This window comes from Pseudomonas eucalypticola (assembly GCF_013374995.1).
GTDB classification, from domain to species: Bacteria; Pseudomonadota; Gammaproteobacteria; order Pseudomonadales; family Pseudomonadaceae; genus Aquipseudomonas; species Aquipseudomonas eucalypticola.
The window spans coordinates 6,244,713-6,266,545 of record NZ_CP056030.1 but is presented as its reverse complement, the minus strand read 5'-3'; the positions used below and the strand labels follow the sequence as shown (position 1 = coordinate 6,266,545).

The window sequence follows — 21,833 nt, the reverse complement described above, 5'->3', positions numbered from 1 at the left end:
ACAAGCAGCATAGGCCAGGTGGTCATGAACCGGCGTCGTAAAAGCGCGCCAGTTATCGAGCAACAACCGTCTGGCACCTTATGGACTGCCGATAAAATAATTAATTGACGCCCCCCAGGCACTATCAGAATAATGGCAACCGCGCGGCCGAGGTAATCAGAGAGTCCGGCTGCAAGAAGGGTTGAAACCCTTGTTCCAGAGCGCTTCATGCTGCTTCGGCAGTCTTCCGCCGCCTGTGCTTCTGCACGTGCATCGCAATGCGCCAACCTGTTTGCTCTGTCGCTTACCCATCTCGGCCTTCGCCGGGCGATGGCTATCGCCGCCAGACTAATGACTCCTTTTTGAGACGTATCAGGGTTTGCCTTAGCAGGCACGCCGTTGTTTCGCCGGGGGTATGCAGTGAGTCAGGTCAGCTTAGCCATTGGTCATTTACGTGACGAGCAGATGTATTTGCGCCAGGGCGGCCTTTATTGGATAGCGGCAGACCTGGCTGGCGATGCGGCTGCATTGGCACGCCAATGCCTGGCATCCATGCCCGCGCACGCCGAGGCGACGCTGGTGTGCTGTGGCCATTCGAGCCAGACGCTGGCCGAGGCGCTGCCTGCCGACCAGGGCCCGGGCGAGCTGACCCTTTTCGATATCGCCGAACCGGCCATGGGCTTGGCCCTCAAGTCCATGGTGGGGGAGTTGACCCGCGCCGTGGCGACGCCCGGCAACGTGATCGTGCTGATGCTGCCAGCCAGCGCCTGGCAAAGCGAGGCCGCGCCCGCCCTGCGCCACTGGTGCCAGACACTGAGCGGATGGCTATCGCGCCGCCGCTGTACCTTGCTGGTCATCTGCCACGGCCAGGCCCCGCAGTTGCACGAACGCCTGCTGCGCCTCAACGAAACACTGTCGGGCCTGGGGCAGTTGTACCGCCGTGATGGCGGTATTCGCTACCAGTTGCACTACTGGCACAGCGAATTGGGAGTGTGCAGCGGTCAGGAACTGGAGCTGGAGCTGGGTGAGCAGGGCTTCATGCTGTCGGCCACCGAGCAGGCGAACCCGCAGTTGACCCACACCGATGACCAGCGCATCTACCTGACCCAACGTTCGGTTCTCGAAGGCTCGCCGGCGCTGTCTGATCAATGGCGGTTGTTCGAGAGTCGCGATGACCTGCTGCTGCAGGCGCGCCACGCGCGGGCGGCCAGCGTGATCGTGGCCATCGACAGTAACCAGCAGGTTGAAGGGCTGGCGCGCCAGCTGCATGCGCTGCGCGAACGCTGTGGCAGCGGGTTGAAGATCATTGTGCGGGAAGTCGAACCCTGCCTGCGCTATCGCGATGAGCGCCTGCTGGTGTCCTGTGGCGCCAATATCACGGTGCCCTACGGCACCACACTGGCGTACTTCTTCAGCATCATCGACAGCGTGCAGGGGCAGACCTGGCGCCACAGCCGCCAGACCGATTTCCAGTCGCTGTTCGAGCGCTTGCGCCCGCCTGCCGAGCGCGGCCTGATGATGCCGGCGGAATTTCTAAACACCGTCACCCGTATCTACGGCGGCGCCTCGGGCGAAATCAGCCACCAGTTGCTCAAGCTCACCCCGCGTGGCGCGCTGGACATCGAGCAGTACCTGAACCAGATCAGCCTGCGCCGTTATGGCGACATTGCCTGCGTGGTCAATGGCGACTTCTATCTGTTCCTGTTCGCCTGCCGCGCCGACGGCCTGGAGCCGGCATTGGGCAATATCTGCCGGCTGGCGTGGCGGGACCTGTTCAGCGCCTTCCAGATCCTGCCAGGGGTCGACGCCTTGCCACGGGACATCTTCCTCAGCGCGGCCGAGTTGCCGCCCACCTTCCACCTGGCCGAAGAGCGCACCGCCGGCAGCTCCGCCCAGGTGGCCGAACGCGGCGCCTATGCCCCTGAGCGCTTCACCCTGCCTATCTCGGACGTTTGCCCATGAATTTTGCCGAACTGATCCAGGTCATTGGCCTCAGCGCCCTGCTGACCCTGGCCCTGATCGTCGCGTTGACGCGCTTTGGCCGCCACCTGCTGGCGGTGGTGCAGGCCCTGCTGCCCCCACGTTACCTGAAGCCCCAGGGTGTACGCCGCCGTGCCCCTGCCAAGAGTGAAGCTCCATGAGTCAGTTTGAAGCCATCCCGGCACCGCGCGTACGCGAATGGCCGGGCCTGGGGCTGTGGAACCTGTATTTCATCCTCAAGTTCGCCTTGCTGTGGGCTGGCTACCTGAATGTGCAGGTGTGGCCTAACGTCGTGTTCGCGGCCGCTTTGCTGCTGCCGTTGCCCCATCGCTACTTGCGCGTGCTGCGTACCGTCGTTGCCGTGCCGGTAGGGGTGGCGCTGCTCTACCAGGACACCTGGCTGCCCCCTTTCAGCCGCTTGCTGGCACAGCCAGGGGTGCTGGACTTCACGGGCGCCTACCTGCTCGAACTGATGGGCCGCTTCATTGACTGGAACCTGTGCGCGCTGTTGGCCGTGCTTGTGGTGATCTACATCTTCGCCCGCCATTGGCTGCGCCTGACCACGTTCAGCGTGCTTGGCCTGGCCTGGCTGGTAAGCGCCAATGTCCTTGCCATGCACCCCAGCAGCGCGCCGGCGGGGGCGGCTGCCGGCGCACCCGTTGCGGCGGCCACAGCTGCCGAGCCGGACAACGCCACCCTGGAAGCCTACCTGCAGAAGTTCTACACCACCGAAGCAGGCCGCCAGGTTGAATTCAAACCCTCGACCTCGGCGGCCCAGCCCTTCGACCTGCTGCTGATCAACATCTGCTCCATGGCCTGGGATGACCTTGAAACCGTGGGCCTGCGCGACAATGCGCTGTTCCAGCAGATGGACGTGGTATTCGACAACTTCAACTCGGCGACCTCCTACAGCGGCCCCGCGGCCATACGCCTGCTGCGCGCCAGTTGCGGCCAGAGCCCCCACAGCAAACTCTACGGCACGGCCCCCGAGCAGTGCCTGCTGATGGACGACCTGAAGAAGCTGGGCTTCGCCGATGAGGTGATGCTCAACCATACCGGGCAGTTCGAAGGCTTCCTGGACGAAGTGCGCTCCCAAGGCGCGCTGCCACCGCCGGCCATCAGCACCAGCAACCTGCCACGGGCCCTAGTGGGCTTCGACGGCACGCCGATCCTGCGTGACGGCCAGGTACTGGCCAGTTGGTGGAAACACCGCGTCGACGAGCAGAACGACCGGGTGGCGCTGTTCTACAACACCACCACCCTGCACGACGGCAACCGCGCGCTGACCGCCGATGGCGGCACCAAGAGCGCCGACTACAAGCCACGTGCCCAGGCCCTGATCGATGACCTGACCGGTTTCATCAAGCAGTTGCAGGCCAGTGGCCGGCGCGTGGTGGTGGTCATCGTTCCCGAGCATGGGGCGGCACTGCACGGCGACCGCATGCAGATTTCCGGCATGCGCGAGATCCCCAGCCCGTCGATCACCCATGTGCCGGTGGGCATCAAGTTGGTGAACATGGGTAGCAATCCGAGCGCCGAGCCGCTGCACGTTACCGCGCCAAGCAGCTTCCTGGCCCTGTCGGAAATCATCAGCCGGCTGTACACCGCCCAGCCTCAGGGCGCGGGCCTGGCGCCGAGCTGGCAGACGCTGTTGACCGATCTGCCGCAAACCGCGGCGGTCTCCGAAAACGCTGGCACGGTGGTCGTCGACTACGCCGGCAAACCTTATGTGCGTATCAAGGAGAAAGGCCAATGGCTGCCGTACCCACAGCGGTTCAAGTAAGGGCCAAGGTACAGTCGCGGGCCGACCGTGCCGACGACATCGCTCGCCTGAAACAGGAACTGGCCCTGCCTGAACTGGACTACGTGGACATTTCCGCGCAGCTGGAGCTACAGAAAGCCCTGCACCGCTGGCCCCTGCTCGCGGAAATGGAGCGGCTGCAACCGAAGGTACTGGCCCCGGCACGGCCTTCGGAACTGGAGAGGCTATCGTGACAGCCCTGAGCCTGCGTGGCCTGCGTGGCGGCGTGGGTACCAGTTCACTGCTGGTCGCCACCGGCCATGCCCTGCACGAGCTGGGTGAGCGCGTACTGCTGGTCGACATGTGTCCGGAAAACTTGCTGCGCCTGCACTACAACGTGGATGTCGGCGAGCGCGCTGGGTGGGCGCGGGCGATGATCGATGGCCTCGACTGGCACACCCAGGCCTGGAGCGTGGAACCAGGCCTGAGCCTGTTGCCCTACGGCCGCCTCAAGTGGGCAGAGCAAGAGCAGGTAGAACAACGCCTGCGCAACGAGCCCGAGTTGTGGCGACGCCGCCAGACCAGCCTGGCCGCGCACTACGACTGGATTCTGTTCGACGTGCCGCTGCGCTTGCCGGGCCATGCCCGTGTCGGCCCCTGCGCGTTGCGCCTGCAAGTGGTGGAAGCCGATGCGGCCTGCCATGTGCTGTTGCAACAACAGGAGGACAGCAGCGAGCACTTACTGATCAACCGCTTCGACCCGGCTAGCCAGTTGCAGCGCGACCTGCTGCTGATCTGGCGCAAGCAGTACGGCGAGCGCTTGTTGCCGCTCAATATTCATCAGGACGAGGCCATGCGTGAAGCCCTGGCCTTCAAGAAGCCGGTAGGTGCCTACGCCAAGGCCAGCCTGGCGGCCCAGGACATCCAGAGCCTGACCACCTGGTGCCTGACCCGGCGCCTGGAGACCCTATGATCGCCAAGGTCTTCCCCTACACCCGCCTGCGCCAGCGCCATGGCTGCACGCCGCCGCTGGCCTTGCTGCTGGCCAGCCTCTGTGCCCTGGCGTGGATGTGCCTGCGGCTGGAGTCCGCGCAATGGCGTAACCTGCTGCAGCACCCGCAGCGGTGGTACCCGCAATTGGCCGACAAGCCGCCGCGCCTGGGCGACCCGTTGCGCTACCTGGTGCAGAGCCTGTGGTTGCTGCTGGTCAAACCGGCCCCGCCACGCACGTGGTCGCTGCGCGCACCCGATTGGCTCAAGGGCCTCGGGGCGCTCTACCTGCGGGCGTGGGAACGGGTGGGCGCGGAACTGGAAGAGCTGCCGCAACGCGCCGAATCCAGCTCGCAGATCCGCAAGAGCAGCCACTGGTGGAAAGGCCTGGACCGGCGCAGCCAGCGTATGGTGAACATCAGCATCGGCACCGTGGCCTTCCTGTTGACCCTGTTGTGCATCACCGAACCCTTCAGCTATGTCGCGCAACTGGTCTTCGTCCTGCTGCTGTGGGGCCTGGCCATGCTGGTGCGGCGGGTGCCCGGGCGCTTCCCGACCTTGTTGATGGTGGTGCTGTCGGTCATCGTCTCGTGCCGCTACCTGTGGTGGCGCTACACCGCCACGCTGAACTGGAACCAGCCGCTGGACCTGGCGTGCGGCTCCATCCTGCTGGTGGCCGAGACCTATTCGTGGGTGGTGCTGATTCTGGGCTACATCCAGACCTGCTGGCCGTTGGGCCGCAAACCCAAGCCGCTGCCGCGCGACATCAGCCTGTGGCCCAGCGTCGACTTGCTGATTCCTACCTACAACGAGGACCTGTCGATCGTGCGCGGTACTGTTTACGCCGCCATGGGCTTGGACTGGCCCGCCGACAAATTGAACATCTACATTCTCGACGACGGCAAGCGCGAGAGTTTTCGCCAGTTCGCCGCCGAAGTGGGCGTGGGTTATATCGCCCGCACCGATAACCGCCACGCCAAGGCAGGTAACCTCAACCACGCGCTGACGCTGATCGACAGCGAACTGGTCGCTATCTTCGACTGCGACCACGTACCTGTGCGGTCTTTCCTGCAACTGACGACGGGTGGCTTCCTCAGCGACCCGAAGCTGGCGCTGGTGCAGACCCCGCACCATTTCCTCTCGCCCGACCCGTTCGAGCGCAACCTCAATGTGTTCAGGGAGCGCCCCAACGAAGGCGAGCTGTTCTATGGCCTGGTCCAGGACGGCAACGACATGTGGAACGCGGCGTTTTTCTGCGGCTCCTGCGCGGTACTGCGCCGCACGGCTATCGATGCCATCGGTGGCTTCGCCGTGGAAACGGTCACCGAGGACGCCCATACCGCGCTGCGCCTGCACCGCAATGGCTGGAACTCCGCTTACATCAAGGTTCCGCAAGCGGCCGGCCTGGCCACCGAAAGCCTCTCGGCGCACATTGGCCAGCGAATCCGCTGGGCCCGGGGCATGGCGCAGATCTTCCGTACCGACAACCCGTTACTGGGCCGCGGCCTGACACTGTTCCAGCGCATCTGTTACGCCAATGCCATGATCCACTTCCTGGCGGGCCTGCCGCGCCTGGTGTTCCTCACCGCGCCGCTGGCCTTCCTGGTGCTGCACGCCTACATCATCTACGCCCCGGCAATGATGATTCTGTTGTACGTGCTGCCGCACATGATTCACGCCAGCCTGACCAACTCGCGCATGCAGGGCGCCTACCGCCAGACGTTCTGGGGCGAGGTGTATGAAACGGTGCTGGCCTGGTACATCGCGCGGCCAACCACCGTGGCCCTGTTCAACCCGAAGAAAGGCAAGTTCAACGTTACGGCCAAGGGCGGCCTGATGGAGGATAACCAGTTCGACTGGAAGATCGCCCAGCCCTACCTGATCCTGGCCCTGGTAAACATGGCCGGCCTGGGCTTCGCCGCCTGGCGGCTGGTGTACGGGCCCACCACCGAGATCATCACGGTGCTGGTCAGCAGCCTCTGGGTTGTCTACAACCTGCTGATCGTGGGGGCGGCGGTGGCGGTGGCGGCGGAAGTTCGCCAAGTGCGCCAGACCCACCGTGTCCAGGTAAAGATGCCGGCCGCGGTACGTTTGGAAAACGGCCACTGCTATCCCGGCATGCTGCTGGACTATTCCGACGGCGGCGCGGGCATCGAGCTCGACACCGCACTGTCATTGCCCGTGGGCGGGCGCATCGCGCTGATGTTGCAACGCGGTGACCGCGAATTCCTGTTTCCCGGGTACGTGACCCGTAGCCACAGGACGTTCGTGGGTATCAACCTGGGTGACCTGAAGGGCCAGCAGAAGATCGACTTCGTGCAGTGCACGTTCGCGCGCGCCGACGCCTGGCTGAACTGGGGCGACAACTTTGCTCCCGACCGCCCCCTGCACAGTTTCATGGACATCCTGCGCCTGGGCGCGGTCGGCTATTACCGCCTGTACCAGTACCTGCCTGCCTGGGTGCGCTATATCGCCGGGCCGCCCTTGCACCTGCTGCGCTGGTTGGCCAGCTTCCTGCCACGCCGCCCCGTGGCCACCTCTATTTCCACTTCCCGATCAGTGAGCGCACGATGAGCCGCTTCTTCAACAAATCCCTCGCTGCCAGCCTGGCGCTGCTGGCCATCGGCTGCGCACAGGCCGCCGTCACCTCGCCTGCGCAGCCAGCGTCGGCGCCGGCCTGGAACAGCAACCACAGCTTCGAACAGCTGGGGCGCCCTGCCGACAGCCTGCTGTTGGGCATTCATAACAGCGACCAGATCGAGTTCAGCCTGCGCCGTGATCGCATCGCCAGCGATGCCCGCCTGCAACTGCAATACACCCCCTCGCCGTCGTTGCTGCCCCAGGTGTCGCATATCCGCGTCTACCTCAACGACGTGTTGATGAGCGTGGTACCGATCGAGAAAGAGCAGCTGGGCAAGCGTGTCACCCAGTCCGTGGCACTGGACCCGCACCTGATCGCCGATTTCAACCGCGTGCGCCTGGAGTTCGTCGGCCACTACGCCGATGTGTGCGAGGACCCGGCCAACAGCGCACTGTGGTTGAGTGTGGGGCGCGACAGCCAGGTGCAGTTGCAGGAGCAGGCACTGGAGCTGAAGAACGACCTGGCTTATTTCCCCATGCCGTTCTTCGACGCACGCGGCCAGGACAAGCCTTCCATTGACCTGGTGTTCGCCAATGCGCCGACCCTGGGCGAGCAGCGTGCCGCAGGTATCCTGGCCTCGTATTTCGGCAGCAAGGCCGGTTGGCGGGGCGCGCGGTTCCCCGTGCAGTTCGACCAGTTGCCAGCCATCGACGACCAGCACCGCGCCAAGCCGGCCATCGTCTTCGCCACCAACGACCATCGCCCGGCGTTCCTGGCTGACAAGAACCAGTTCCCGGCGGTCGATGCGCCGGTGGTGCAGATGATCGACAACCCCCAGGACCCCTACAGCAAGGTGCTGCTGGTGCTGGGCCGCAACGATGACGACCTGGCGGTCGCCGCCCAGGCCCTGGCCCTGGGCAGTGACCTGTTCCGTGGGCCGCGGGTAACCGTCGATGGCGTGCAGCAGATCAAGCCACGTGAACCCTACGACGCCCCGAACTGGATGCGCACCGACCGCCCGGTACGCTTCGCCGAACTGATCAAGTACCCCGAGCAGCTTCAGGCCAACGGCCTGCTGCCACGCTCCATCACCCTGGACGTGAACCTGCCGCCAGACCTGTTCGTCTGGCGTAACCAGGGCATCCCCCTGCAAACCAAGTTCCGCTACACCCAACCGGCGGCGGATGATGCGTCGAGCCTGACCATCAGCCTGAACAACCAGTTCATCACCAGCCTGCCGTTGCACAGCAAGACCAATAGCCAGCTGGAGCAGATGCGCTTGGCGGTCATGTCGGATGAAACCGCCAACGTCACCGACAAATTGCTGGTGCCGGCGCTGAAGATCGGCGACCGCAACACCCTGCGCTTTGACTTCAATTTCGCCAGCACCTACGGCAGTGCCCAGCGCGACCACTGCCAGACCACCTTGCCGGTGAACAACCAGGCAGTGATCGACGAAGAGTCGACCGTGGACCTGTCGGGTTACTACCACTACCTGGCCATGCCGGACCTGCGTGCCTTTGCCCGTGGCGGGTTCCCGTTCAGCCGCATGGCCGACCTGTCGCAGACCCTGGTCATGGTGCCCGCCCAGAGCACCGCGGTGCAGCTGAGCACATTGTTCGAAGCCCTGGGCGCGATTTCCGCACGCTCGGGCCTGCCGGCCTTCGGCCTGCGCTTGTCGAGCGACTGGAACGACGCCAAGGCCGATAACGACTTGCTGGTGTTTGGCAACCTGGCTGCCTCGGTGGGCAAGGGCGACGATGCCAACCTGGTGCTGGCCAAGACGCGCGACTGGCTGCTCACGCCCGCCAACGAAGACAGCGGCAAATCGGCGCGCGCCGGGCAGTTCAACGATGCCCGCGACCAGGGCGCCAACCGTGTGGCGGTGAGCGCCCAGGCGCCCATCGCCGCCATCGTCGGCTTGCAGTCGCCCTACCATGAACAGCGCAGCATCGTGGCCTTGCTGGCCTCCGATGACGCCGACTACCAATTGCTGCGTGACACCCTGGCCGACAGCGGCAAGCTGGAGGCCGTGGCCGGTTCCGTGGCGCTGATCCGGGATAGCGGGGTCAGCAGCAGCTGGGTAGGGCAGCAATACTTCGTCGGCCACCTGCCGTGGTGGCTGCTGCTCTGGTACCAACTGTCGGAACACCCGGTGTTGCTGGCGGGCCTGGCGACCATCAGCGTGTTGTTGACAGCCTTCCTGCTGTGGCGTGGCCTGCGCTGGATGGCGCGCCGCCGTCTGGTTGGCCAGGAGTAAGCCGGTGAAAACCATCGCGGCCCTGGTCATGGCCGGTGCTCTCGCGCTAACCAAGCTTGCCGATGCAGGTGAATGTGCCTGGCCGGCCTGGGTGCATTATCGCCAGGCGCTGGTCAGCGCAGACGGGCGGGTGATCGACCGGTCCACGCCCGGCATGACTACCACGTCCGAAGGGCAGGCCTATGGCTTGTTCTTCGCGCTGCTGGGCAATGACCGCGATAGCTTCGCCAAGCTGCTGCACTGGACCCAGGACAACCTGGCCGCGGGCGACCTCAACAGGCAGTTGCCAGCCTGGCAGTGGGGTCAGAACACGCAAGGGCAATGGCAGGTGCTGGACAGCAACAACGCCTCGGATGCCGATTTGTGGATCGCCTACAGCCTGCTGGAAGCCGGCCGGTTATGGCACCGCGCCGATTACCAGGCGCTGGGCCGCAACCTGCTGTGGCGTACTGCCGCCCAGAGCTTGCGCAAGCTGCCGGGTATGGGCCTGATGCTGTTGCCAGGCGATGTGGGCTTCGAGAGCACCGAAGGCTGGCGGCTGAATGCCAGTTACCTGCCACCGCAGTTGCTGGCGCGTTTTGCTACCGAAGCACCGGTATGGGCCGAACTGGCCGCCAATGCCCAGCGCTTGCTGATCGAGGGTTCCCCCAAGGGGCTGGTGCCTGACTGGCAGCTGTGGAAGGCGGGGCAGGGGTGGGCCGTGGACAGCCAGAAAGGTGCGGTCGGCAGTTATGACGCCATTCGTGTGTACCTGTGGGCCGGCATGCTGGCCAAGGATGCCCCTGGCCGCGCGGCGCTGGTCGAGCACCTGCAACCCATGGTCATGCGGGTGGCCGAAGCCGGATTTGTACCGGAGAAAGTCGACACGGCCAGTGCCACTGACAGCGGTATCGGCCCTGCGGGGTTCAGTGCCGCGCTATTGCCGCTGCTGGCCGCCAATGCCCCGGCGCTGGCCGTTCAGCGCGCCCGTCTGCAGAAGCACCCGCCCTTGGCCGACGCCTATTACAACCAGTCCCTGCTGCTGTTTGGCCAGGGCTGGGACCAACAACGCTACCGCTTTGACAAAGACGGCCGCCTTGCGCCGAACTGGACTGCCGCATGCAAAGATTGACCGGTTTGGGACTGCTGCTGGGCAGCGTCTGTGGTGCCGCGCTGGCTCAACCGCTAAGTGCCCCCGAGCAACAGCAATGGCTGCTGGGACAGATCCGCGTGGGCCAGGCCCTGTACCGCGAAGACCTGGTGCACGACTCACTGGCACGCCTTGAGCTGATCGCACCGGACAACCCGCAGGTAAAGGTGGCCGAGGTTCGCCAGGCATTGCTGCAGAACAACGCCGCCGAGGCCGAGCGTCTGACCGCCGAGCTGGCTCGCCGACTGCCTGGCAGCGCCGAGTCGCGCCAGGCGCAAAGCCTGCTCAAGCTGCACAGCAGCGGCGGGCAGAAAGACTTGCAGCAAGCCCGCTTGCTGGCGACCGCCGGGCGTTACGACGACGCCCAGCGCGCCTACCAGCAAATGTTCGGCGACGATATGCCGGACTTTGCCATCGCCCTTGAATACCTGACCGTGCGCAGCGGCATCAAGGAACAACGCGCGCAGGTCATCGACCAGTTGCGGGCGCTGGACAGCCAGTACCCCGGTAACGCAGCCCTGCGCCAGACCCTGGTGGGCCTGCTGTTCGCCCAACAGCGCGACGCGGAGGCCCTGATCGTCCTGCACCAGTTGGCGGGTGACGTGAACGCCGCGGCCAACGCTGCCGAACGTGAGTACAACTACTTGCTCAAGCAGCCGGTAGGCCGGGAAACCGCCCAGGCCTGGCAGACGTTCCTCAAGGTGTACCCATCTACCCCCTATCGGGCCGATGCTACCTTGCAGTTGCAGGCTCAGGAGCACCTGCTGGCCGACCCCAGCTGGCAAGCCGGGGTCAAGGGCAAGGCTCTGCTGGAGGCGGGCGACAACGCTGGCGCCGAAGCGCAGCTGCGTCGGGCGCTCAAGGCTTACCCCAAGGATTCCAGCCTGCTGGGTGCCCTTGGTGTGGCCTTGATGCGCCAGAACAAGCATGAAGACGCCTACAACACGTTCGTCAAAGCCTCGGCCATCGAGCAGGACACCTACTGGATGACCAAGTGGCAAGACCTCAAGGTCGCCAACTACCAGTGGATGCTGCTGCAAAAAGGTGACCAGGCGCTCGAGCGCAAAGAGTATTCACAGGCCAAGCGCTTCTACCAGCAGGCGCGCGTGGCCCAGCCCAAGGATGCCAGCGCTCTGATCGGCCTGTCCTACGTGGCTCGCGGCGAGTCAGACGATATCGCCGCCGAGGCCCTGCTGCTTCAGGCCCGCAAGCTGGACCCCGGCAATGCCAGCGTGGTGCGCGCCATGGTGCGCCTGTACCAGGCGCAGTCGGCCGACAAGGCCGAGCAATACCTGGACAGCCTGACGCCTGCCCAGCAGGTCGAGTTCAAGAGCGTGCGGTTGGGCCTGGCCCTCGACCGCTTGAACGCCCAGGCCGATGACGCCACCCGGCGCAGCGATTGGGGCCAGGTGGTGGAACACCTGAGCAGGGCCCGTGAGCTGGACCCGGACAACCCCTGGCTGGTCTACCGATTGGCCAACGCACAACGGCAGTTGGGCCGCGCCGCCGATGCCGATCACAGCTTCAGCCTGCTCCTGCGACGCCAGGGCCAGAACCCCGAAGCGCGTTATGCCCATGGCCTGTTCCTGGCCGATGGCGACCGTGACGCCGAGGCCATGGCCAGCCTGCAACAGGTGCCGCGTGCCGGCTGGAGCGACAACATGAACCAGTTGTGGGCCCGGCTGCAGCGCCGGCAGATGCTGGCCAAGGCCGAGGCCTTGCGCGCCGATCACCATGAAGACCAGGCCGAAGCGCTGTTGCTGCGTGCGCCGAACACCGATGACTACCTGACGCTGGCCGACTGGGCCCAGCAACGCGCAGACCTGCCCACCGCCCAGGCCCGCTACCGCCAGGTGCTGGCCAGTGAACCGCGCAACCCCGAAGCGCAACTGGGCCTTAGTGAAGTCCTGATCGCCAGCCATCAGCCGCAAGCCGCCCGGGTCGGCCTGCTGGCCATCAAGCCAGCGGCACCCGTTGACGTCGGCTTTCAGCGGCGGCTGGCCAATGCCTGGGCCGCGGTGGGAGACAAGACGCGGGCCAAGGCCTTGTTCGCTGAACTGCTGAGCACCCCGCGGCAGGATCCCCTCGCGTACCGCGATGAAGCACGTCTGCTTTCCACCGAACAGCCGCAGCATGCGCTGGATGACTACGCCCACGCCATGGCCGCGGCAAAGCTGATCGCACCCGGGCAGGCCGCCCCGCGTGACGACCGCGCCGTCACTCAGGCCAGCCGTGCCAAAGACAGTGATGACTGGCTGGCCCGCAGCATTCGCAGTGACGTGGACGCGCTGTACCAGAAGCAGAACCCGACGGTTAACCTGTACCACGACTTCGCCTGGCGCACCGATAACAGCGCCTCGGGCGTATCGGACTTGTCCACCCAGACCACGATCCTGCGCATCGACACGCCGTTGGCCCAGGGCCAGGCCTTTGTGCAGGCCGAAGACGTGCAACTGGATGTCAGCAGTTTCGCCAGCAACGACCAGTTCGGGTTATGCGCCGTGGTGCAGGGCGGCTGTGCCAGTGGTGCGCAAAGCGTCAGCGGTACCCTGCTCGGCATGGGCTGGCACGATGACAAGTGGGCGTTTGACGTAGGCCATACACCTCAGGAATTCACGGTTTCCAACTGGGTAGGTGGGGTCACTTACAGTGGCGATTGGGACGACATCGGTTACCGCCTGACCGCCTCGCGCCGGCCGCTGACCAACTCGCTGGTGTCCTATGCGGGCGCGGTCGATCCGGTCACCGGCACCCGCTTCGGTGGTGTCACCGCCAACGGCTTCACACTGGGCCTGAGCCACGACGAAGGCGGCAAGGACGGCGTCTGGGCCAGCCTGAGCAGCCACTGGCTGGTGGGCCAGAACGTCGAGAACAACCAGCGCCGCAGTGCCATGGGCGGCTACTATTACCGCCTGGTGGAGCGCGCCGATGAGCGCGTGCGCACGGGCCTGACGTTGATGTACATGGGCTACGACAAGGACCTCAGCGAGTCGACCCTGGGGCAGGGGGGGTACTACAGTCCGCAGCAGTACTACTCGGTCAGCGTCCCGGTCAATTTTGCCTGGCGCAACGCCAATTGGTCGGCCTTTCTGGAAAGCTCGGCAGGCTGGTCGTTCGCCAAGACCAGCGCCAGCGACCTTTACCCCAAGGACAGCAGTGCCAGCGACCTGGAGAACCTGCTGGCTCAATCAGGCCATACCCTGGTGGCCGACCCGACGTTGAGCAAAAGCGGTAGCAACAGCAACGGCATCAACTTCCGGGTGCAAGGCCTGCTGGAGCGGCGTCTGTCCGACAATTTGGTGCTGGGGGGCGGCGTGACCTGGCAGCACAGTGAGGGCTACGCGCCGAGCCGAGCGCTGGTGTACCTGCGCTATTCATTCGACCCATGGCAGGGCAACCTGCCCCTGCCGGTGGAACCGATCACGCCTTATGCAGATATGCGCTGATCAAAATAAAAATTCCAAAATAATATTAATAGAAAAATAATTGATTTCTCTTGATGGCGTTCTAGGCTGAAGTCCCAGGCCTACAACAACAATCAGGAGCCATCATGACCTTGAATATCGGTGTCATCGGCACCGGCGCAATCGGCCGGGACCATATCCGTCGCCTCAGCTTCGCGCTCTCCGGCGCACGGGTAGTGGCTGTCAACGACATCAATGCCGAGCAGGCGCGCGATGTGGTAACGCAACTGGGGATCGAGGCAGAGGTCTATGCCAGCGGTCAGGAGCTGATCGAGGCGGGCAATGTCCAGGCGGTGCTGGTCACGTCCTGGGGCCCCAGTCACGAGGCGTTCGTGCTGGCGGCCATCGCCGCTGGCAAGCCGGTGTTCTGCGAAAAGCCCCTGGCCGTCACCGCCGAAGGCTGCCGGCGCATCGTCGACGCGGAAATCGCCGCTGGCAGGCGCCTGGTTCAGGTTGGCTTCATGCGCCCTTTCGACCAGGGCTACCGGGCCCTGAAAACGGTGATCGACAGCGGCGAAATCGGGGCGCCATTGATGCTGCACTGCGCGCACCGCAACCCCCATGTGTCAGAGGCCTACGGTACCGGCATGGCCATCACCGATACCCTCATCCATGAGCTGGACGTGCTGCGCTGGCTGATCGACGACGATTATGTCTCGGCCCAGGTCGTATTCCCCCGCGCCACGCGCCACACCCACGCCCAGTTGCGTGACCCGCAGATCGTTCTGCTGGAAACCGCCAAGGGCGTGCGCATCGACGTCGAAGTGTTCGTCAACTGCAAGTATGGCTATGACATCCAGTGCGAAGTGGTGGGCGAGGAGGGCATCGCCCGCCTGCCCGAGCCTTCCAGCGTGCAGTTGCGCAGCGCCGCCAGGCTGTCCACCGGTATCCTCATGGACTGGAAAGACCGCTTCATCGATGCCTACGACGTGGAGCTGCAGGCCTTCATCAAGGGCGTCACCGACGGTCAGCTCACCGGGCCCTCCGCGTGGAACGGCTATGCCGCCGCCGTCGCTGGCGACGCCTGCAACCTGGCCCAGGTCAGTGGCCGCATCGAGCCCATTGAACTGCCTTCGCGTCCCGCGTTCTACAACTGACCCGCTGTGGCGTGGCGGCACGGACCAAACGCACGCCGCGGTGATCTTTTCTGTTCCGGCAAGGACCGGGCGCTACGCAGCCCCGGTTCTTTGCGTCTATAACAAACTGGCTCACGGCCGTTTGCCATCCGATGAGAAATGTCTTGTGGCTACTATTGACGGCAAGCGATTCATTACCGGAATATAGATAGTTAGCAAACTATGAATATCGGTGCGTTCCCGTTCAATGAACCTCGACAAGCTCCACCTCAATATCAGCACCGGCATGGTGACCGCTGCCCGTCACTGGCGGCGCATTTGCCAGACAACGCTGGCCAACTACGGTATTTCCGAAGCCTGCGCCGTGCCGTTGCTGATCATCGTGCGCCTGGGTGATGGCGTGCGGCAGGTTACCGTGGCCCACGCCGCCGGCCTGGAGAGCCCGTCGCTGGTGCGCCTGCTGGACCAGCTGTGTTCCTCGGGCTTTGTCATGCGCACCGAAGACCCCACCGACCGCCGTGCCAAGGCCCTAAGCCTGACACCCACTGGCCGCGAACTGGCCGAAGCCATCGAAGGTGAACTGGTGCGCCTGCGTCGTGAAGTACTGCACGATATCGCCCCCGCCGACCTGGAGGCTGCCCTGCGTGTGGTGCGGGCCTTCGAAGAGGCGGGGCAGGGCACGGCGGTGCTGCCGTCTTGAAAGCCTTTTTCAGTGATGTCCCGCCACTGCGGGACTGGTTCTATGGCCTGCGCACCTTCATCGCCTCGATGGTGGCGCTGTATGTGGCGATGAAACTGGAAATGCCACGCCCCTACTGGGCCATGGCCACCGTCTATATCGTCTCCAGCCCGTTCGTTGGCCCTACCACTTCCAAGGCCCTGTACCGCGGCATTGGTACCTTCGTCGGCGCCGCGGCGGCGGTGCTGTTCGTGCCCATGTTCGTGCAGACCCCCGCGTTGCTGGTGATCATTGTCGCGGCCTGGACAGGCACGCTGTTGTTCCTGTCGCTGCACCTGCGCACTGCCAACAGCTACGCGCTGATGCTGGCCGGCTACACCATGCCGCTGATTGCCCTGCCGGTGGTGGACAGCCCCCTGAACGTCTTTGATATCGCCTCGGCGCGTTTCCAGGAGATTTGCCTGGGCCTGATCAGCGCCGCCGTGATCGGTGCCATCTTCTGGCCCCGCCGCCTGGCACCGGTACTGGGCGATGCCACGCGCAAATGGTTCGTGGAGGCCACCACCTATTGCGACCGCTTCCTGTCGCGGGAAATCACCGCCACGGAAGTGGGCAACCTGCGCGCCTCCATGGTGACCACGTTCAACTCCCTGGAGCTGATGATCGGGCAGATCCCCCACGAGGGCGCGCTGCCTCAGACCGTGCGTAACATCAAGGAATTGCGCGGACGCATGATCCACCTGCTGCCGACCATCGATGCGCTGGACGATGCCTTGATTGCCCTGGAACGCCGTACCGACCTGGTGCCGGTAATGGCCCCCATCCTGGAGCAGACCCGCCAGTGGTTGAAGGAAACCGCCGCCGGCGCGCCCACCGAGTTGTGGACCGAACTGCACGGCTGCCTGGAAAAGCTGCAACCCGCCCCGGAAGCACTGGATGACCGCCGCCAGTTGTTGCTGTCCAACGCCCTGTACCGCCTGGGCGAGTGGATAGACCTGTGGCAAGACATGCGTACCCTGCAACTGGCCATCGAGACCGAAGACCAGTCCCAGTGGCGCGCGGTGTACCGCCACTGGCGCCTGGGCCGACTGTCGCCGTTCTTCGACCGCGGCATGATGATGTACTCGGCGTTTTCGACCATTTCGGCGATCGTCGTGGCGTCGCTGATCTGGATCTTCACCGGCTGGGCCGATGGCGGCGGTGGCGTGATCCTCGCGGCTGTGGCGTGCAGCTTCTTCGCCGCCATGGACGACCCCGCGCCGCAGATCTACCGGTTCTTCTTCTGGACCCTGATCGCCGTGGTGATGTCCAGCCTGTACCTGTTCCTGATCCTGCCCAACCTGCATGATTTCCCCATGCTGGTGCTGGCGTTCGCGGTGCCGTTCATCACGGCGGCCACCCTGACCCTGCAGCCACGGTTTAACCTGGGCATGATGCTGACCCTGGTCAACGGTGCTACCTTCATCAGCCTGGACACTGCCTACGACGCCAATTTCCTGGCCTTCCTGAATTCCAACATCGCCGGGCCCATGGGCTTGCTGTTCGCGTTCTGCTGGACGCTGATCATGCGCCCCTTCGGCACTGACCTTGCGGCCAAGCGCCTGACCCGCTTCAGCTGGCGCGACATCGTCAGCCTCAGCGAGCGCGCCACCCTGGCCGAGCACCGGGCCATGGGCGTGCAGATGCTCGACCGCCTGATGCAGCACCTGCCGCGTTTGCTGCAGACCGGCCAGGACACCGGTTCGGCCCTGCGCGACCTGCGGGTGGCGCTGAACATGCTCGACCTGCTGGCCTACATGCCGCGTATCCCGGTGGGCCCTCGTGCCCAGGTGCGCCAAGTGGTGGACGAGGTGGGTGCTTACTTCAAGGCGTGCCTGAAAGCCAATGAACGGTTGCCGGCGCCCATGACTATCCTCATGACCATGGATCGCGCCCGCCGCGCCCTGGCCCAGCAGAACGTGGGCGCAGAGGCCGAAGCACGGGTGCAGATGCTGCACTCGCTCAGCGGCCTGCGCCTGGCCTTGTTGCCTGGGGTCGAGGTGGTGATAGAGCCCAGTGATGCCCCCGAGCTGCCAAGCCACGGTCTGGACGGAGCCCCCCTATGATCGGTGAAATCGATGTAAGCGGGATCTTCCTGCCGACATTGCTGGTGATGATGGCCATCACCTACGTGCTGTTTCTATTGCTGCACGGCGTACTCAACCGCCTGCATTTCTACCGCCTGGTCTGGCACCGGGCCTTGTTCAACGTCGGTCTGTACGCGCTGCTGCTGGGCGCGGTGGACGCACTCTGCCGAAACCTGATGACATGAAAAAACCTTTGTTGACCTTTGGCCGCCTTGTTCTGACCTTGCTGGTGGTGGCGCTGGCCAGCGTCGTGGTCTACCGCATGGTGATGTACTACATGTTCGCCCCCTGGACTCGCGACGGCCACATCCGTGCCGACGTGATCCAGGTGTCGCCGGACGTTTCCGGGCTGATCCAGGACGTGGCCGTGCGTGACAACGAAGTGGTCAAGCGTGGCCAGGTGCTGTTCACCATCGACCAGGACCGTTTCAGCCTGGCCCTGCGCCAGGCCAAGGCGGCGCTGGCCGACCGGCAGGAAACCATGGCCCAGGCCCAGCGCGAGGCCAAGCGTAACCGTGGCCTGGGTAACCTGGTGGCCAAGGAGCAGTTGGAAGAAAGCGACTCCAAACTGGCCCGCGCCCAGGCCGCCCTGGCCGAGGCCCAGGTGGCCGTGGACACCGCCCAACTGAACCTGGACCGCTCGGTGATCAAGAGCCCGGTGGACGGTTACCTCAACGACCGGGCGCCGCGTGCCCATGAGTTCGTGGCCGCCGGCCACCCGGTGCTGTCGGTGGTGGACAGCACCTCGTACCACGTCGATGGCTACTTCGAGGAAACCAAGCTGCCGATGATCGAAGTCGGACAGAAAGTCGACATCCGCGTGATGGGCGACAACGCCCGTCTGACCGGCCATGTGCAGAGCATCGTCGCCGGTATCGAAGACCGCGATCGCAGTAGCGGTTCCAACCTGTTGCCCAACATCAACCCGGCCTTCAGCTGGGTACGCCTGGCCCAGCGGATTCCGGTGCGCATTGCCTTCGACGACGTGCCGGAGCACTTCCGCATGATCGCCGGGCGTACCGCCACTGTGTCGATCGTCGATGATGCCGGCCAGCCCGTGGAGACCGCTCGATGAACCACGGTGTACGTCTATCAGCCATGGCCCTGGGCCTGTTGCTGTCGGCATGCCAGATGGTCGGGCCGGACTATCACCGGCCCAAGGAGGGAGCGGTGAACCGCCCCGACCTGCAAGGCAGCCTGGCCAGTGGCGACAGCAATGTGGTCTCGGCCCCTGTTCCGCAGGACTGGTGGAAGCTGTACAACGACCCGCGCCTGGACCAACTGGTGAGCCAGGCCCTGGTGTCCAGTACCGACTTGCGTGTGGCGGCGGCGAACCTCAACCGCGCCCGTGTGCAGATCGAGGAAGCCGAGCACGCCGGTGGTTTCACCACCAAGGCCGAGGCGGGCGCCCAGCGTCTGCAAGAGTCGGCGGAGTCTTACTTGCAAGGCGAGAAGATCCCGGTGGCCAACGTCGGCAACCTGTCATTGACCACTTCGTATCAATTTGACCTGTGGGGCACGTTGCAGCGCGGGGTCGAGGCGTCCCAGGCCAATGCCGACGCTGCCCAGGCTGCCGCTGACACGGCGCGCATCACCCTGGTGGCCGAGGTGGTGCGCTCGTATACGCAAATCTGCGCCGCCAACGAAGAGCGCCACATCGCCGAGAAGTCCCTGGACCTGCAAATGCAGGGGGTGCGCCTGACCCAGCGCCTGCGTGATGCCGGCCGTGGCGATGAAACCCAAGTGACCCGTACGCAAACCCAATTCAAGTCGTTGCGCGCCGACCTGCCCAAGTTCGAAGCCGAACGCCAGGCTGGGCTGTACAAACTCGCCATGCTGCTGGCCAAGCCAGTGAACCAGTTGCCGGCCGGTACCGCCGACTGCGCCGAGTTGCCGAAAATCGCCCAGGTGATGCCCGTAGGCGACGGCGCGGCGCTGCTCAAGCGCCGCCCTGACGTGCGCCAGGCCGAGCGCAAGCTGGCGGCCGCCACCGCTGAAATCGGCGTGGCCACCGGCCAGCTGTACCCGAACATCAGTATTGGCGCCACCGTGGGTTCGGTGGGTTTCCTCAAAGACCTGGGGGAAGACACCGCCAACCGCTGGGGCTTTGGCCCGATGATCAGTTGGACCATTCCAGGTAACCAGGCGCGTGCCCGGGTCCGTGAAGCGGAAGTGTCCACCCAGGCAGCCCTGGCGCACTTCGACGGCGTGGTGCTGAACGCCGTGCGTGAAGCCCAGACTGGCCTGGCCCAGTACACCGCGCTACTGGAGCGCCGTGACGCCCTGGCCGAAGCCGAGGAATCGGCGCGCCAGGCGGCCGACCAGACCCACCGGTTCTACCTGGCCGGGCGCGAATCCTTCCTGGCTGACCTGCAAGCGACCAAGACCTACACCGACGTGACCGCCCAACTGTCGGCAGCCAACACCCAGGTGGCCATGCAGCAGATCAATGTCTTCCTGGCATTGGGCGGTGGTTGGGAGAGTGGGCGCACGCCTTGAGGGTAGCTCAGGGCTTGGTGGAAAGGTCGGCCATGCCCTTGAGCAATTCGATGGGCAGCGGAAAGACAATGGTCGAACTCTTGTCCCCGGCGATGCTGGAAAGCGTCTGCATGTAGCGCAGCTGCATCGCCCCTGGCTGGCGGCCGAGCATTTCGGCTGCCTGGGTGAGCTTTTCCGAAGCCTGTAACTCGCCTTCGGCATGAATCACCTTGGCCCGCCGTTCACGCTCGGCCTCGGCCTGTTTGGCGATGGCGCGCACCATGGACTCGTTCAGGTCCACATGCTTGATCTCCACGTTGGCCACCTTGATGCCCCAGACATCGGTCTGCGCGTCCAGCACCTGCTGGATGTCCATGTTCAGGCGCTCGCGCTCGGCCAGCAGTTCGTCCAGTTCATGCTTGCCCAGCACGGCCCGCAAGGTGGTCTGCGCCAGCTGGCTGGTGGCCATGAGGAAGTCCTCGACCTGAATGATCGCTTTTTGCGGGTCAAGCACGCGGAAGTACAGCACGGCGTTGACCTTGACCGAGACGTTGTCACGGGTGATCACGTCCTGGGGCGGCACATCGAGCACAATGGTGCGCAGGTCTACCCGCACCATTTGCTGCACCACCGGGATGAGAATGATCAGCCCCGGCCCCTTGACCTGCCAGAAGCGGCCAAGCTGAAACACCACGCCACGTTCGTACTCGCGCAGGATGCGGAACGTCGACAGGGCGACCAGTACCAGCACCACGACCAGCGCGGTGTAACCGACTTCGATGAACATGGTTCAGGCTCCTGACGGCGGTTGCGCCGCAGCGACTTCCAGTTGAACGCCCCGGCGTGCCACGACTTTGACCTGTTCCCCTGCCTGCAGCGGTGCATCGCAGCGCACCTGCCATTGCTCCCCTTGCAACTGCACCCAACCGGCGCGGGGGTTATCCGACTGCAACGCCGACACCGCGGTGACCTTGCCCACCAGTTCGTTGTCACCGCCCACCGGCCGTCGGCGCGCGGCGCTGATGGCCATGCCCAGCACGGTGGCAATCAGCACCCCAGCCACCGCCGCGATCGCCAGCAACAGCGACCCTTGCACTTGAATGTCCGGCCCCTGGGCGTCTACCAGGGTCACCACGCCCAGCAACAGCACGATCAGCCCTACCACGCCCAGAATGCCGTAAGACGGCAACAGCGCTTCAATGGCCAGCATCACCAGGCCGAACAGGATCAGGCCTACGGCGGCCTGGTTCACGGTCAGCACGATCACTGTGCCCACTTTCACCTCCGGGGGATTTGCCCTCGACGTATGTGCCAAAGTTTCCTTTACTGAAAGTTTAGTTGACGACGAGG

At 64.6% G+C, this 21,833-nt stretch carries 17 protein-coding genes; 15 read left to right on the top strand and 2 right to left on the bottom strand.

Going from position 1 to position 21,833, the window contains the following annotated elements; genetic code table 11:
• Positions 1–399: 399 nt before the first annotated feature.
• From HWQ56_RS28215 to HWQ56_RS28145, 15 genes are all read left to right on the top strand, one after another.
• On the top strand, positions 400–1,941 hold the full coding sequence (locus HWQ56_RS28215) for a BcsE family c-di-GMP-binding protein (RefSeq protein ID WP_158152763.1): 1,542 nt from the start codon (positions 400–402) through the stop codon (positions 1,939–1,941).
• Entirely contained in the window at positions 1,938–2,120 is a 183-nt protein-coding gene (gene bcsF, locus HWQ56_RS28210) for a cellulose biosynthesis protein BcsF (protein WP_158152764.1), read from the top strand. Before HWQ56_RS28215 ends, bcsF begins: the two co-directional genes overlap by 4 nt.
• Positions 2,117–3,742 (top strand): cellulose biosynthesis protein BcsG, encoded by a 1,626-nt coding sequence (bcsG, locus tag HWQ56_RS28205; RefSeq protein ID WP_158152765.1) that lies wholly within the window; start codon positions 2,117–2,119, stop codon positions 3,740–3,742. Before bcsF ends, bcsG begins: the two co-directional genes overlap by 4 nt.
• On the top strand, positions 3,712–3,954 hold the full coding sequence (gene bcsR / locus HWQ56_RS28200; RefSeq protein ID WP_158152766.1) for a cellulose biosynthesis protein BcsR: 243 nt from the start codon (positions 3,712–3,714) through the stop codon (positions 3,952–3,954). The genes bcsG and bcsR overlap by 31 nt, the downstream gene beginning before the upstream one ends.
• The gene (bcsQ, locus tag HWQ56_RS28195; RefSeq protein WP_158152767.1) at positions 3,951–4,673 is read left to right on the top strand and encodes a cellulose biosynthesis protein BcsQ; all 723 of its coding nucleotides are present in this window, start codon (positions 3,951–3,953) and stop codon (positions 4,671–4,673) included. The genes bcsR and bcsQ overlap by 4 nt, the downstream gene beginning before the upstream one ends.
• On the top strand, positions 4,670–7,264 hold the full coding sequence (bcsA, locus tag HWQ56_RS28190) for a UDP-forming cellulose synthase catalytic subunit (RefSeq protein WP_176572269.1): 2,595 nt from the start codon (positions 4,670–4,672) through the stop codon (positions 7,262–7,264). The genes bcsQ and bcsA overlap by 4 nt, the downstream gene beginning before the upstream one ends.
• Positions 7,261–9,531: a cellulose biosynthesis cyclic di-GMP-binding regulatory protein BcsB gene (bcsB, locus tag HWQ56_RS28185; RefSeq protein ID WP_158152769.1), complete on the top strand. Its 2,271-nt coding sequence runs from the start codon at positions 7,261–7,263 to the stop codon at positions 9,529–9,531. Before bcsA ends, bcsB begins: the two co-directional genes overlap by 4 nt.
• A gap of 4 nt (positions 9,532–9,535) precedes the next feature.
• Positions 9,536–10,642: a cellulose synthase complex periplasmic endoglucanase BcsZ gene (gene bcsZ, locus HWQ56_RS28180; protein ID WP_425331923.1), complete on the top strand. Its 1,107-nt coding sequence runs from the start codon at positions 9,536–9,538 to the stop codon at positions 10,640–10,642.
• Entirely contained in the window at positions 10,630–14,106 is a 3,477-nt protein-coding gene (gene bcsC / locus HWQ56_RS28175) for a cellulose synthase complex outer membrane protein BcsC (protein WP_176572268.1), read from the top strand. Before bcsZ ends, bcsC begins: the two co-directional genes overlap by 13 nt.
• 104 nt (positions 14,107–14,210) lie before the next feature.
• Positions 14,211–15,221: a bifunctional inositol 2-dehydrogenase/D-chiro-inositol 1-dehydrogenase gene (iolG, locus tag HWQ56_RS28170; protein ID WP_176572267.1), complete on the top strand. Its 1,011-nt coding sequence runs from the start codon at positions 14,211–14,213 to the stop codon at positions 15,219–15,221.
• A gap of 226 nt (positions 15,222–15,447) precedes the next feature.
• The gene (locus HWQ56_RS28165; protein WP_158152846.1) at positions 15,448–15,900 is read left to right on the top strand and encodes a MarR family winged helix-turn-helix transcriptional regulator; all 453 of its coding nucleotides are present in this window, start codon (positions 15,448–15,450) and stop codon (positions 15,898–15,900) included.
• The gene (locus tag HWQ56_RS28160; RefSeq protein ID WP_176572266.1) at positions 15,897–17,984 is read left to right on the top strand and encodes an FUSC family protein; all 2,088 of its coding nucleotides are present in this window, start codon (positions 15,897–15,899) and stop codon (positions 17,982–17,984) included. The genes HWQ56_RS28165 and HWQ56_RS28160 overlap by 4 nt, the downstream gene beginning before the upstream one ends.
• On the top strand, positions 17,981–18,190 hold the full coding sequence (locus HWQ56_RS28155) for a DUF1656 domain-containing protein (RefSeq protein ID WP_158152773.1): 210 nt from the start codon (positions 17,981–17,983) through the stop codon (positions 18,188–18,190). The genes HWQ56_RS28160 and HWQ56_RS28155 overlap by 4 nt, the downstream gene beginning before the upstream one ends.
• A complete protein-coding gene (locus tag HWQ56_RS28150) occupies positions 18,187–19,080 on the top strand; it encodes an efflux RND transporter periplasmic adaptor subunit (protein WP_176572265.1) in 894 nt (297 codons plus the stop codon). The genes HWQ56_RS28155 and HWQ56_RS28150 overlap by 4 nt, the downstream gene beginning before the upstream one ends.
• Positions 19,077–20,504 carry an efflux transporter outer membrane subunit gene (locus tag HWQ56_RS28145; RefSeq protein WP_158152775.1) on the top strand — a complete coding sequence of 476 codons (1,428 nt, stop codon included), beginning with the start codon at positions 19,077–19,079 and terminating at the stop codon, positions 20,502–20,504. The genes HWQ56_RS28150 and HWQ56_RS28145 overlap by 4 nt, the downstream gene beginning before the upstream one ends.
• Positions 20,505–20,511: 7 nt before the next feature.
• Here HWQ56_RS28145 and HWQ56_RS28140 read toward each other — a convergent pair whose 3' ends face one another.
• On the bottom strand, positions 20,512–21,270 hold the full coding sequence (locus HWQ56_RS28140; RefSeq protein ID WP_158152776.1) for a slipin family protein: 759 nt from the start codon (positions 21,268–21,270) through the stop codon (positions 20,512–20,514).
• A gap of 3 nt (positions 21,271–21,273) precedes the next feature.
• Entirely contained in the window at positions 21,274–21,759 is a 486-nt protein-coding gene (locus tag HWQ56_RS28135) for an NfeD family protein (RefSeq protein ID WP_158152777.1), read from the bottom strand.
• Between the last annotated feature and the right edge of the window lie 74 nt (positions 21,760–21,833).